Genomic DNA, 14,035 nt, shown 5'->3' on the forward strand with positions numbered 1-14,035 from the left:
CTCGTTTTTTGTTTCATCAAGGAACGTCATTGCGAGGAGCTTGCGACGAAGCAATCTGCCCGCACAGGCATAACGTCCTTCCTATGCGGGCAGATTGCTTCGTCGCAATTTCTTTATATTATAATCAATGGACTGTATGGCTCCTCGCAATGACGAGGTTTGTATCCAGCATCCACCTCTAAATCGCTTTATAACACCTTACCCAATCCACCTCAAGTTCAGCCGGCAGAACCGAACCGTTTACATCCTGGTAAATGGCAGAGCTTATATTAAGGTACATGGGAATATTAGGGATTCCTGTCGTGGTCGAAAAAGCAGGCACGCCGTTTACCTTCCATGTCATTTTTTCCTTAGTCCATTCAAGTGAAAAAATATAGTAATCATAACCATAGCGGTCACGGTTCATGGATGCAGCCCTTTTTTCAATACCGCCTTTTGCATTAGGATTACCCCAGTACGTTCCGACTGCAATATTTTTGGCGGCCCTGGCTACATCAATATGCGGTAACATAAGATCGGATACGAGCCAGAATGCGTGATTTACCGGGAAATTTCGGTTAAACCTGATTTTAGCCTCAAAAAGACCGAACTGCTGCCTGAAGCTGTTTCCAGTATTTATAATAGCGGAAGTATAATCAAAATCCTTCGGGAAAAACCCGATAGCCGGATTCCACACTTTCCCTGCTGCCTTCTCGCGCCTTGTCTGAACTTTAATAATACTTCCCGAAATGGCGATATTGTTTTCCTCGGTGAAGAACTGCTTTTCTCCCATATTCACGTAGCTATCCTTCAGTACTTTGTCACCCCAGAAATAGCGGGTCAGCCATTTTGTCCTGTCAAGTTTTGGCTGCTCAAATTCCTCGGCAAAAGTAAGGTCCCATCTCTTGATTTCGTCGAATTTTTTTGAATTGCGGGTTTTGAAATACCATTTGAATTTATCGGAATTCTTCAGCCCGGCAAACTGCTGTTCCATACGGAATTCCTCCGACATCTCATATTTCTTTTTACCGGGGAGAAGCATGTATTCTTTCACCTTGGTAAATTCAGGCGACTTCAGGTATTTGCCCAGCTTTTCAAATTCCGAAATTTTCTCAGACCCGATAAGCAACGTGAAATTCACATAATCTTTTGACTTTTTAAATGAAAAATGGTCCTTGAACCTTTTAGAATTTTTCAGTGACTGCAGTTCAACCCATTTTTCATATTCCGGTGTTTGTCTGAATTTTTTCTTTCCGAGAGATTGTTTTTGTTGCATGAATTCATCGGAACCGGTAAGCTTTTCAAGGGTATGATAATGTTTGAGATCCTGTGAATTCTCAAATTCGATGAAGTCCTTAAGTTCAACGGAATCCTTTACTTTATAATACCGTTTTATGTCGTTCTGCTTCGAGAGCGCTGCATATTCCTTTTCTTTCCTGAATTCAGGAGTATCTGAAAACCGTTGTTTCAGGATTTCGCTTTTCCTGCGTTTGAAGTCAGATGAACCGAGAGTCTTTTCGAGTTCGGTATATTCGGCTAATTCCGGCGAGCCTGTAAATGCTTTGAGATCCTGGAATTCTTTTCTTAAAGAATTTTGTTTTGCCTCATAATCGGCAGTTTTCGGAACCAGTCCGAAAATAACTCTTAAGTTTATCATTGGTTTATAGTAGATTCTGTTCCTGAAAAAACTTAAATTGACCCTGCAACATTGTATGCAAGGGCCACTTTTTGTTAAATATACGAAAAAATCAAACCGATGTTTTGGGAATATTTACAATAGTTGGATGCCGGATACTGGATATAGGATACTGGATGCCGGATAACACGGCCGTCATTAGCAGGAGCCCAGAATTCACCAATTAAGCTACGATCCGCATTAGCGGATTAATGTGAATAGCGCCGGCTGAAAGCCGGTTGACAGATATGGTCTATGACTTTTTATACCGAAAACACCGAACCCGGTAATGGTGAATGAGCGGTCAGACGAAGTCAGAGACTTCGCCTAGCATTTTCTAGTTAGTCCCCAATGTCCCTATACTCCCTAAAAGCGTTGCGTTAATACAACATTTCCCCCAGCGCCGATTTGAATTTCAGCTGGTAAAACTTAAAATCCACCTGTGCACGGAGCATCGATAACCTGCTTTCGGCAAGTGCATTGGATGCATCAAGCAAATCCAGATTGGTAATGGCTCCGGCTGCATAATTGGCCTTCGCATGATTATATGCTTCTTCGGCAAATGCAACCTGGGCCGCATACTGGTCGATCTTCGTATAGGCCAGCTGCATGGATGCATAACTTTCATTTATCTCATCCCTTATCTGGTTTCCGGTATTCTGTGCGGCAAGCTGACTGTCGGTAAAGGCTGAACCTGCAAGTTTTGTATTGATCTTTTTACGGCCGTTGTCGAATATAGGTATCATCAGGCTTAAACCTGCACTGTAATTGAATTTTAATGCATTGATCTCACCCATATAGCCGTTTTTATACCCGGTGCTTCCGAAAAACGACAGGGTGGGGTTGCTTCCCGATTTTGCAATGCGATTTCCCCATTCGGCAGCGGTTTCTGTTTCACGTGCAAGCTTCATTTCCGGCCGGTTTTCAAGCGCCAGACTGAATGTGCTGTCCGATATGGCTTCAGGTTTTCCGGCAAGCACATCGTTCTTCACGTTTAGTGTATTGTAACGCGAATTCATCAGGTTGTTGAGGTGTGATATAAGAATCCGGCGTGACGATTCAAGATCCGCCACCTGCGCCTGCGTGGTTGAAATCCTTACCTGTGTAGCCAGGATCTCATATTTCGTGGATGACCCGGTAACCTGCTTTTTCCGAATGATATCTAGATGCTGGTTCAGGGCATTCAGCTGGTCGGTTTTAATTTTAAGGGCCTGCTGTATGTACATCAGGTTATAATAATATCCTGCCGACGCAAGAACCAGTCTCTGCTTCAGCTGGTCGGTACCCAGGCGGCTTATCTCTGTCATGGTCTGCTGAAGCCCGGCATTATTACCTGTCCTGCCAAAATCATAGATCAGCTGGCTTAATTTCAGACTGTAATCCATGGCAATATCCGGAACAAACTGGAAATGCTTCGTCACCATTTCACCCGACTGAGGATCGGGAAGTGTAAAATCAAAAGCGGAAACCGGGAACATCCTCGAGGCTGACGCAGAGGTATAAATGTTGGGATTGTATGCCGACCGGGCCAGTTGTTCCCTGAGTACGCCTGAATTCACTTTCTCCTGCGATTGCAAAATAAGTGGATTATGATTTACAACACTGTCAATTATAGTTGCCAGGTCGATTGAGTCATTCTGTGAGAAAGCCTGCAACGGAAGGGCCAGGAAAAGCAGGAGCAGGAAGCGGTATGTTTTATTCAATAGGTTGTTCATACTCATGTGATTTGTCTTTGTTTACTTTTTTATTATGCAGCCAGAAGACAGGAATTATACCGATAACCGTAATAATGCTGGCAATAAGGAAATCATCATCAATTGCCTGGATATATGATTCTTTGCTGATCTGCGATGACAGGGCACTCTGGCTGTACCTTGCGGCATTTATGGGATTTGTGCCAGCCTGGTGCTGCATGTAGCTGTTCATTTTGTAGGTAACTGATTTGTAGGCAGGTGAATTGGTGTTAACAGACTGCCCGTAAACCTGCTGGTGGAAGTAAACCCGGGTGGTAAGAAGCGTGGAAAGAATAGCCACACCAAAACTTCCACCGAGCTGCCTCACTACATTTGACAGTCCCGAAGCCTGGGCCATTTTCTGGCGCGGTATTTCTATAAGTGCTATGGAACTCAGCGGTGTGAAAATCAACCCAAGAGAAAATCCCCTTAAATACAGGGCAGTCATAATGTATTTATGCTCTGTCAGAAAAGAGAGCTTCGAATTCAGGTAAAAACTGAAGGCAAAGATGAGCAACGCTATGATAAGCAAAATTTTAACGTTAGATTTATCAGCCAGTTTGCCTGAAACGGGTGACATGAACCCCTGGATGATTCCCACCGGAAGAAACACGGATCCGGCCTGAACAGCAGTGTAACCGAGCGAATTCTGAAGGTAAAGGGGTAACAGGAATGTACTTCCGAACATACCGATACCAAAAATAAATATCATAAGAGTACTGATTCCGAAATTGCGGTTAGCCAGCAATCTGAGATCCAGCAATGGATGATCGGTTACCATTTCATTTGTAATGAACACCGCAAGAGCAATGGCAGATATGCCAAAGCAAACAAGAATGTATGTGGCATGCCAACCTTCGGTATTTGTGGTGGCAGCGCCTTCAGAAAGTGCATACAGAACAAGAGGCAGAAATATACTGGCAGAAATGAAACCGATGAGGTCGAATCTTCCTACATGTTTGTTTTTGTATTCCTGCTGGATAATAATGGTTGCCAGCATGCCCAGGATACCAACCGGTACATTGACTTCGAAAATAAGTCCCCAGTTAAAATTGTCAACCAGGAAGCCACCGATCAGGGGTCCGAAGGAAACGGAAGCGGCTGATGAAATGGCCCAGAAACCCAGGGCAACGCCCCTTTGTTCGGGAGGAAACTCGTGTGTAATAATGGCCATACCAAGCGGCATCAGGGTTCCTGCCCCGAGTCCCTGCACGATCCTGGCAAGGATCAGCATGTCTTCACTTGATGAAAACCCGCACAGGAATGAACCGAAAGTGAAGGCTAACATTCCAAGGAAGTAGATCCTTTTATAACCGAATTTATCGGCAAGCCATGCCGATGTAGGCAGCATAACGGCCATCGACAGCATATAAGCCGTTATGACCCATTCAATTTTATCAATGCCCACGCCAAAGGACGCCATAATCTTTGGCAAACCCACATTGACAATGGTGGCATCCAACACAGCCATAAAGGTACCGATCATTACTGTGGCAAGTAACCACCATTTATAACCCGGTTGGCTTGGATGATACGAAACGTAACGGGGCCTTAACTTCCGGCGTATTTTGTGGGCTACCTTAACCCGCCTTTTTGTCATTTTTTCCTGAGTTTGATAACGGCAGACATTCCGGATAAAAGGGTATACTGCGAAGGACTTCCATCCGAAGTGCTGTCAATGGATACTTTTAACTGAACCCTCTGGGTGATTTTTGTGAAATTACCTGATGCATTGGACGGCGGTATAAGCGAAAATCTTGAAGCCGTATTGTTGCCTATGTAGTTGACTTTTCCGAAAAATTCAACACCCGGGAAAGCATCAATGCTGAAAAACGCAGGCTGTCCCCTGTAAATGTTCCTTAGTTTGGTCTCTTCAATATAAACTGATACCCAACGATCTTTTGAATTATTAATAGTAAATATGCTCTGACCCGGTTGTACAACGTCACCCGGCAATAACCATCTTTTAGCAACCACACCGTCGAAAGGCGAATACACCCGTGTGTTTTTTAACTGTGTGGCTATTACATTGGCCTGGGCTTTTCCATTATCAACGGCACTCCTGGCTGATACTATCTGTGCACGGGTTACGCTGAGCTGTTTTGCCGCAGCTTCAAGCTGTGCATCCGCCGTTTTTAGAGTTTTTGTTGTATTTTCAAACTGCTCCTGCGTGATGATATCTGCCTGTTTCTGAACCACAGCCCTGTCATAGTCAGTTTTGGCCTTATCGGCATTGATCTGCAGAACCTTATTGTTTTCTGTTTCTGCATCCAGCCTGGCCTGTGTGGAAACCACATTGCTGAGAAGCTGGGCTATGTTCGACTGCGACTGCAACCACTGTGCTTTTAGATCGGAGCTGTCAATCTCGGCAAGAAGCTGCCCTGCTTTTACCGAATCGCCTTCTTCAGCATATAATTTGCTGATACGGCCCATTATTTTAGGTCCAAGTGCAACAGAGTTGCAATCAACCACCGCATCATCCGTCTTTTCGAAATGCAGGTACTGCTGATAATAGTAAATCCCGAAACCTATTACAGTTCCGACTACAAGAATCAGGGGTATGTATACTTTCCCGCTGGGCTTCTTTTTTGACTTTTTTTCCATAAATGTTATTCTCTGTTTAAAATGCCTTTTATGAAAATGGCTGTGAATGTTGAAACTCTTTTAAGTATGATATGGTAATCCTGATCATCGAGAAGGCTTATTTCTTTGCTTTTGATATAAATATGCGATAAACCGCGGATTCCATCGGTATATAAACCGGCAATCTCATCCAGTTCCATATCTAAATGCTGTTGTCCCCGCAACCCGATCCTGAAAATCTGAGTAATGCGTTCCTGTTCCTGTTGCCTGAAATCGGCCCAAAGATCCTTTATGATCATCTTAATCCCCTTCAGGTCATCCAGGCTGGCACGTCCCAGGTTGATAAATTTTCTGAAATTATTCATCCGTACTTCCAGAAAGCGCTGCAACAGTGTATTCAGGTCATTTGATAAAGCCGTAATAGAATTGAGCTGATCAATATATTCATGCTGTTCTTTGCGGAAAACAGCTTTGAAAAGCTCTTCCTTATCAGGATAATAATAATATAGCAGGGCCTTTGAAATACCCAGGTCATCGGCAATTTCATGCATGGCTGTTTTTCCGAATCCATACACTCCAAAGCGCTTCTGAGCGGCAAGCAGGATCTCATTTACCTTCTCTTCATTCGCACTGTTATGGGTAACCGGGCACATTTTATAATAACTGACTAAATTATTTAAAAGGTCAAAGATAGATATAAATCAGCCATTGCGGTATAATATTTTCTTAAATTTGTTTAAAACCACTTTTAATAATCATAAAATGAAAAACAGACTGATAATTACTCTTGTCGCTTTTGTGGCTTTCACATGCTTCAATGCGCAATCGCAAAGCCACCCTAAAAGTGCAAAATGGCCTGATCTTTTTACAGCTGACCTCTCTAATGCGGAATATCCTGAAGGGATCTGGACATTCAACGACGGAATCCTTACAGCTAGCAAAGACGAATGTATATGGACAAAAAAGGATTATTCAAATTTTATTCTTGACCTTGAATTCAAAACGGCCGAAGGAACAAACAGCGGGGTGATCGTGTACTGCACTGACATGAAAAACTGGATACCCAACTCAGTTGAAATTCAGATTGCCGATGACTTTGCCAAAGAATGGGCTGAAAGTCCGAAAACCTGGCAATGCGGCGCTATCTTCGGTCACCTGGCACCGACAAAAAGTATGGTTAAAAAACCAGGTGAATGGAATCGGTTTACGATCACCTGCAAGGGAAAGATAATTGAGGTTATGCTTAACGGTGAAACGGTTACCAAAATGGATATGGATTTATGGAAGAGCGCCAAAACCAACCCGGACGGCAGTGAAATTCCATCATGGCTCAGCACTCCTTTTGCTGAACTGAAAACTTCAGGCAGAATCGGCCTGCAGGGAAAACACGCCGGTGCCCCGATTTATTTCAGGAATGTAAAAATTAAGGAACTTTAATAATGTGAAAATGAATTAATGTGCTAATGAAATAACAATTAGCACATTAGCACATTAGCACATTAGCACATTAGCACATTAGCACATTAGCACATTAGCACATTAACACATTAGCACATTAACACATTAGCACATTGGCACATTATTCCTTTATAACTTTTTCGGTAAATACCCCTGTTTCATTAAACATCTGAACAATATATGTTCCCGGCTGGAACGAAGTAAAGTCGATCTGGAAATCGTTGGCACCTACCCGGTCTGTAACCATGATCCTGCCGCTTAAATCCAGGATCCTTACTGAAATGATATTTTCCTGGGATAAAATGGTTAGGACAGTCCTTACAGGATTCGGAAAAATGGTAAAAGTCTGAGGCGGAACATCAGGTTTCTGATTCGAGACTACAAAATCATTTGAGGTTGTCCAGCTTGAAGCAAGGCTGTTATCCAGGTCAGTGGAGATAAGGTTTAAATAGTATCCGTTGCCGTCGGCATCCGGCCATGGCAGATCATCACTGTAAAATACGCTGTCAATGGTGTTGCCGAAAGCGTCGGAAAAAATAATGGCCTGGCCCTTGTTGGACAAATGTCTTGTAAATTCTCCGAACGGTGCCCCGCCGTATCTGGATTTAAAAACCGAAGCTTTTGAGGCCAGTACTATAGCCTGGTTACGGTCGATCACTGAACTGGCAGGAAACTGGTATACAAAACCGGTACCCCTGAAATAATCCCCGGAAAGATCCACAGTAGTATTACCCGTATTCATAATTTCAATGAACTCCTGGTCATCGCTTGAAGTAAACTCAGCCGTTGTATCGGGATGATACATGATCTTTGAAATCACAAGGTCCGGCTCTGAAGGGCTGGAACATTGGCCATAAGTTCCCAGGTTATTATTCATCCAGGTAATTCTTTTGTCTATGAAATTCTTCATATTCTGAATTTCGGTTGCATAATCCCGGCTGTATCCGTATGTCGCCCTTTCTCTCTGCACAGCCTCACTTATGACACTTACCGTCTGATCGATTAAATTCTTAATGCTTTGGCCATTTAATGGTTGTCCCTGTTTGGTAAGCTGATGCCAGCGTTTTGTAAGGTAGCAGCGGAAGGTACTGTTATTAAATAATTGCACCCAGAATTTGGATCCTTCATTATCGTTATTGGATAATTGCCATACATTGTACCAGCTTCTGTCAAGCCCCCAGAAAAACAGGTCATTGCCGAATGTCAGATCTCCGTCCCAAATTGGTCCTGCCCTTAATTTACCGTTCCTGTCCTTATGAAAATAGGTGCTGAACATATACGCGTCACAATTGGAAGATAGTTCACTGATAAGGATATAGTGGATAAAAGACGGGATATCAATAATTGAGGGATATCCATTTATTACGGAGCTATTATTGCTTGCCGTTGCAGATTCAAGGTTATAGAACTGGTTATTGATATAGGTGTTTTGCACCGGGGTTACCTCCTCCGGTTTGGGTAAAACATGGATATAATTCACTGACTCATTTGACCGTGAATACATGGTCCACGCCACCGGATCGCCACCGGTTGTTTTATCAGCTTTGGTTATATAACCGCCCGATAAGCCAGGAAGAAGGTTGTCCGTTTGCTCAATCTTCACCACATCAACCCTGTTGTCATCGGCCTTAATCTTTTCCTGCAGCAGGTACAAGCCCTTGTAAACCCCGCCTATCACCACTTCACAATATACAGTGCGGCTCGCATATTCACCGATCATACGTGAAAGGTTATAACATAAATAGTCCCTTATAAGAGCAGGATCAAAAACCATCCCGTTAAGGATCCAGTCATTTTCTTTGGGTAGTCCCAGCAATTTAACCTTATCTTTATTGATATCATCCGGTTTCATAGTGGTCAAAGCATACTGCTTTTTGTAGGTAGTCTGCGATGACGATCCTCGGGTTTCAATAGTAATTCTTCCGTTATAATCTAGGGCAGAGGTATCATTCACATCCGTCATTGAATTTCTTAGGCCGGGACCCCTGTAAATTATTTTCATATCAGCGGAGACCCTTGATTCATCAAGGATATCAGATTCAGGATTAATGATTACGATGGGCAGGTTGCTGCTCGAAAACTGTTGTGAAAAGGAAGAAAAGGCAGAAACCAGTATTGCGGTAATGAGAAACGTTAATTTTAACGGCACATTAAGAAATTTTAAGGATTTATACAAATATAAAAACAATTCAGAAGCCACCAATTTATCATTTAGTTTGTTATGAAAATTAGGTCAGGGGAGTTGGATGGCACTTATACCAAAAAAGCAGTTATCAGAAACCGATGTTCAGAAAGGCCTGAGAATGGTCATTTGGGACGGACTTGCAGCAGAAGTCATGATTGCATTTACAGGCAGTACATTCCTTACGGCAATGGCACTGCTCCTTGGGGCCAGCAATGTTCAGATCGGATTGCTTGCATCCATGCCCACCATTACCAATCTTTCACAACTTATTTCAATCTTTCTTGTAAGGAAATTCAATAACCGCCGTGCAATCGCCGTATATTGCGCCTACCTGGCCAGGTTACCGCTTGTCATTGCGGGGGTGATCATTGTATTGACCGGCCATACTTCAGTTGAAATACTTCTCACGTTCCTTTTTCTCTATTATTTTTTCGGATCCATAGCCGGTCCCAGCTGGAATTCGTGGATGAAAGATATGGTTCCTGAAAATATGCTGGGCGTTTATTTTTCACGCCGCACGCGGCTTACACAAATGCTGAATGTGGTCATGAGCCTTGCTCTTGCCTTCCTGCTTGATTACATACGCGATTTTTACCCGGATGCCGAATTACAGACTTATGCCGTGTTTTTCATCCTAGCAGGTGCAATCGGGATCCTTGGTGGCTATTTGCTTTCAAGAGCACCCGAACCCCAGTCGAAATTATCACACATAAACCTGGTTTCAGTATTCAAAATGCCGCTTCAGAATATAAACTTCCGAAGATTGCTTTTTTTTAATTCGGCATGGGTATTCGCAACGAACCTGGGTATTCCCTTTTTTTCAGCCTATATGCTAAAGGGACTTGGTATGCCCATATCCTATGTGATCATACTGAATGTGATCAGCCAGATAATGAGCATTCTTACAATCCGAATATGGGGCATTTTTTCAGATAAATACAGCAATAAAACGATAATCGCACTGAGTGCTCCCATTTATATTGCATCCATCCTTGCCTGGTGTTTTGTAGGCTTGTTCAATAAAGCGTACCTGAACCTTGTATGGCTGGCCGGTATTCACTTTTTTATGGGTATAGCAACGGCGGGTATTAATTTATCATTAACAAACATCGGTCTTAAACTTGCTCCCAACAAGGATGCCATCGTTTACCTTTCGGTGAAGAACATAATAACTGCCGTTTTTTCTTCCATTGCGCCTCTCATCGGCGGGTTGCTGGCGGATTATTTCTCAAAAATACAGTTAACAGTTTCAGTCCAGTGGAACAGCCCCAATATCAACCGGATATTTAAAATACTGTCACTTCATGAATGGAATTTCCTGTTTCTCATCAGTGCCACACTGGCTATTATCTCCATGGAGTTTCTGATTCATATCAATGAAGTGGGTGAGATGGACAAATTCATTGTGAGAAGAATCATGAGGACAACGGTCAGAAAGAGTCTTCGCGAATATTTCCTCATCGGGAATATTATTAATATTCATGATGAGATCAGGGCTATGCTGAGACCCAAAAGAGTTAAAAAACCTGATAAATCAGCATCACCCGGAGGATAAGCGCTTATTAAATGAACAAAAGCGCTTCCCGTGTTGTTCCAACTTCAGTAATTCTCTAATTATAAACCCGTTATTAGCAATTTATGTATATTCTTGGAATTAATGCTGCATTTCATGATTCATCAGCATGCCTTCTGAAAGACGGCCTGTTATTGGCGGCTGCAGAAGAAGAACGTTTTACCCATTTCAAATACGGCAAAAGACCGGTTCCCTTTTCAACATGGGAGTTGCCTTTTCATGCAATTGATTACTGCCTGCATACGGCAGGCATTCATTTAAGCGATGTGGATCACATAGCCTACTCATTTGATCCTTTTGTTTTGCTGGATAAAGAATACGCGCATAACCGGACAATTTCGGTGCCGCTGAATTATACCGACCCGGCTGACGGAACCAATCCATGGGAGCCGCTGATGCTATCCTATATCGTAAATGCGCCGGGACAACTTGCCGACGGCTGGCCTCATCATCTGCAAAAGCGATTCATCGGCAGTAAAATATCCGACTGGGAATGGCATTATGTTGAACATCACCTGGCTCACGCAGCCAGTGCTTTTTACCCGTCGCCCTTTAAAAGAGCCGCCATCCTTACAATGGATGGAAGAGGGGAGAAAGCTTCCACCACTTACAGTACTGGAAAAGATTATGCCATTCAGCGGATAGGGCAGGTTAATTTACCCCACTCCCTGGGATTGCTCTATGAAAGGGTTACAACCCATCTTGGCTTTATGCATTCAGGTGATGAATATAAAGTGATGGCGCTTGCTTCCTATGGGAAACCCGAATACCTGCGGACTTTCAGAAAAATGATACATGTCGGGGAGAAAGGTCAGTATACGATCGACTTCATGGATTTTGACGCCTGTTTCGGTCCAAAACGCCTGCGTCATGAACCATTTGAGAGTAACCATTTCAATATAGCCCATTCCCTTCAGAAGGTTCTTGAAGAAACAGCGGTTCAGATTACCGACTGGCTTCAGCAGGAAACCGGGGAAGAAAATTTGTGCACGGCAGGCGGTGTGGCGCTGAATTGCGTCATGAATTCAAAAATAGCCATGCAATCAGGCTTTAAAAATGTCTGGGTGCAACCTGCATCGGGTGATTCAGGCACTGCATTGGGAGCTGCACTGCAAATTGATTCTGAACTTCGGAATGGAACAAGGAGTTTTGAAATGACCCATGCATACTGGGGTCCCGAATACACGGATGAGGAAATCGAAAAGTTCCTGGTCAAATGCAAAATTCCTTATATAAAAACCGATCAGCCTGCAGTAGAAGCAGCCGGCTTACTGGTGAACAATAAAATCATCGGGTGGTACCAGGGCCGGATGGAATTCGGGCCCAGAGCTCTGGGAAGCCGCTCAATCCTTGCATCTCCGGTTGATCCTCAGATGCAGGCAAGACTGAATGAAATAAAGGACAGGGAGGACTTCCGTCCTGTTGCACCGGTGGTGCTTGAAGAGGATGCTCCATTTTGGTTCGAGGATGCCGTATATTCGCCTTTTATGCTTTTCGTTTACAATGTGGTAAAGGATAAAGCCGACCAGATACCCGCTGTCAGGCATGTGGACGGAACAGCACGTATACAGACAATCAACGGCAACCAGCACCCTCTATACTACCAGTTGCTGAAAACATTCAAGGACATGACCGGTGTGCCGGTGCTTGTAAACACATCTTTCAATACACTCGGAAAGCCGATTGTCTGCACTCCCCGTGATGCCATTGAATGTTTCTGGTCATCTCCTTTTGATGCCCTTGTAATCGGATCATTTATAATTGATAAATCGCTGGGGACTTCATTACATGCCACGGTGCTTGATGCCCTGAGTAAAGAAGTCAGTTTACGATAAAATATTCTGAAATGGAAATTTCGGTAGTTATACCTACGTACAGGAGGCCGGCACTATTAATGAACTGCCTGCGATGCCTTGAGAAACAAGTACTTGAAAAGAACCGTTTTGAAGTGATTGTAGTCAGTGATGGTTATGATGCCGAAACGGAATCGGTACTGAACGAATTTATGCTGAAAACGCCGATGCAAATCCGGTATATGCATACGCCTGAAAAGAAGGGTCCGGCAGGGGCACGTAACATGGGCTGGAAGGCAGCATGTGCCGATCTTGTTGCTTTTACCGACGATGATTGCCGGCCTGAACCTTCCTGGCTGAAATCATTCCTGAATCATTATTCGGGAGAATTGTTCGTTGCTTTCTCAGGTTTTACAAAGGTTCCCGTTCCGGCTGAACCAACTGACTTCGCATTGAATACCTATCATTTGCAGACTGCAGATTTTATTACTGCAAACTGTGCCTGCTCGCGACAGGCTTTGTTGCAAACCGGCGGGTTTGACGAACGATTCGGAACCGCATGGCGCGAAGACAGTGACCTTGAATTCGCGCTGATCAAACACCACATTCCTGTTTTGAAAATACACAAGGCGGTCGTAGAACACCCTGTCCGCCACGCCCCATGGGGAGTGAGTCTTAAAGAGCAGAAAAAAGGAATATATGATTCTCTCTTATATAAAAAACATCCCGATCTCTATCGCTGGCGCATTCAGTCAACACCCCTGTGGAACTATTACATTATTGTTTTCTCGTATGTTTTCTCGACAGTGGCATTTATTTACGGATTCAAGCTTATCGCAGCCATCCTGGCTGGTGTCGCATTGATCCTTACGCTTGAATTCTTCCTGCGGCGTATCCGGCGTTCTTCCAAATCGCCGTCTCATGTCACCGAAATGCTGGTTACATCATTCCTGATCCCGTTTTTGTCGGTTTACTGGCGGCTGTATGGCAATCTGAAATACAGGACCCTCCTCCTTTGATTTGGCCAGCATCAAACACATCAACATCAAACATCAA

10 protein-coding genes are annotated in these 14,035 nt (G+C 43.7%); 4 read left to right on the forward strand and 6 right to left on the reverse strand.

Going from position 1 to position 14,035, the window contains the following annotated elements:
- Nucleotides 1-178: 178 nt before the first annotated feature.
- From VK179_20420 to VK179_20440, 5 genes are all read right to left on the reverse strand, one after another.
- Nucleotides 179-1,636, reverse strand: coding sequence for a family 16 glycosylhydrolase (locus VK179_20420; GenBank protein ID HLO61127.1), 1,458 nt, complete (start codon nt 1,634-1,636; stop codon nt 179-181).
- A 398-nt stretch (nt 1,637-2,034) separates the two neighbouring features.
- Complete coding sequence (locus VK179_20425; protein HLO61128.1) at nt 2,035-3,369, reverse strand: TolC family protein; 1,335 nt, start codon at nt 3,367-3,369, stop codon at nt 2,035-2,037.
- Complete coding sequence (locus tag VK179_20430; protein HLO61129.1) at nt 3,350-4,987, reverse strand: DHA2 family efflux MFS transporter permease subunit; 1,638 nt, start codon at nt 4,985-4,987, stop codon at nt 3,350-3,352. Before VK179_20430 ends, VK179_20425 begins: the two co-directional genes overlap by 20 nt.
- Nucleotides 4,984-5,991: an HlyD family secretion protein gene (locus tag VK179_20435; GenBank protein ID HLO61130.1), complete on the reverse strand. Its 1,008-nt coding sequence runs from the start codon at nt 5,989-5,991 to the stop codon at nt 4,984-4,986. Before VK179_20435 ends, VK179_20430 begins: the two co-directional genes overlap by 4 nt.
- 5 nt (nt 5,992-5,996) lie before the next feature.
- Nucleotides 5,997-6,623 (reverse strand): TetR/AcrR family transcriptional regulator, encoded by a 627-nt coding sequence (locus tag VK179_20440; protein HLO61131.1) that lies wholly within the window; start codon nt 6,621-6,623, stop codon nt 5,997-5,999.
- A 109-nt stretch (nt 6,624-6,732) separates the two neighbouring features.
- On the opposite strand from VK179_20440, the gene VK179_20445 reads away from it, so the two are divergent.
- Nucleotides 6,733-7,407 (forward strand): DUF1080 domain-containing protein, encoded by a 675-nt coding sequence (locus tag VK179_20445; GenBank protein HLO61132.1) that lies wholly within the window; start codon nt 6,733-6,735, stop codon nt 7,405-7,407.
- Between the two features lie 142 nt (nt 7,408-7,549).
- Here the strand turns inward: VK179_20445 and VK179_20450 are convergent, their stop codons facing one another.
- Entirely contained in the window at nt 7,550-9,577 is a 2,028-nt protein-coding gene (locus VK179_20450) for a CotH kinase family protein (GenBank protein ID HLO61133.1), read from the reverse strand.
- A 97-nt stretch (nt 9,578-9,674) separates the two neighbouring features.
- On the opposite strand from VK179_20450, the gene VK179_20455 reads away from it, so the two are divergent.
- The 3 genes from VK179_20455 to VK179_20465 all read left to right on the forward strand — a co-directional run bounded on the left by VK179_20455 (nt 9,675) and on the right by VK179_20465 (nt 13,998).
- Nucleotides 9,675-11,168 (forward strand): MFS transporter, encoded by a 1,494-nt coding sequence (locus VK179_20455; protein HLO61134.1) that lies wholly within the window; start codon nt 9,675-9,677, stop codon nt 11,166-11,168.
- A gap of 83 nt (nt 11,169-11,251) precedes the next feature.
- Nucleotides 11,252-13,021, forward strand: coding sequence for a carbamoyltransferase C-terminal domain-containing protein (locus VK179_20460; protein ID HLO61135.1), 1,770 nt, complete (start codon nt 11,252-11,254; stop codon nt 13,019-13,021).
- Between the two features lie 11 nt (nt 13,022-13,032).
- Entirely contained in the window at nt 13,033-13,998 is a 966-nt protein-coding gene (locus VK179_20465; GenBank protein ID HLO61136.1) for a glycosyltransferase, read from the forward strand.
- Nucleotides 13,999-14,035: the final 37 nt, after the last annotated feature.

Source organism: Bacteroidales bacterium, from assembly GCA_035299085.1.
Taxonomy (GTDB): domain Bacteria; phylum Bacteroidota; class Bacteroidia; order Bacteroidales; family UBA10428; genus UBA5072.

Coding starts and splice junctions, on each gene's coding strand:
- VK179_20430 (HLO61129.1), bottom strand. CDS start 4,987: ATGACAAAAAGGCGGGTTAAGGTAGCCCACAAAATACGCCGGAAGTTA.
- VK179_20445 (HLO61132.1), top strand. CDS start 6,733: ATGAAAAACAGACTGATAATTACTCTTGTCGCTTTTGTGGCTTTCACA.
- VK179_20465 (HLO61136.1), top strand. CDS start 13,033: ATGGAAATTTCGGTAGTTATACCTACGTACAGGAGGCCGGCACTATTA.
- VK179_20435 (HLO61130.1), bottom strand. CDS start 5,991: ATGGAAAAAAAGTCAAAAAAGAAGCCCAGCGGGAAAGTATACATACCC.
- VK179_20425 (HLO61128.1), bottom strand. CDS start 3,369: ATGAACAACCTATTGAATAAAACATACCGCTTCCTGCTCCTGCTTTTC.
- VK179_20420 (HLO61127.1), bottom strand. CDS start 1,636: ATGATAAACTTAAGAGTTATTTTCGGACTGGTTCCGAAAACTGCCGAT.
- VK179_20460 (HLO61135.1), top strand. CDS start 11,252: ATGTATATTCTTGGAATTAATGCTGCATTTCATGATTCATCAGCATGC.
- VK179_20440 (HLO61131.1), bottom strand. CDS start 6,623: ATGTGCCCGGTTACCCATAACAGTGCGAATGAAGAGAAGGTAAATGAG.
- VK179_20455 (HLO61134.1), top strand. CDS start 9,675: ATGGCACTTATACCAAAAAAGCAGTTATCAGAAACCGATGTTCAGAAA.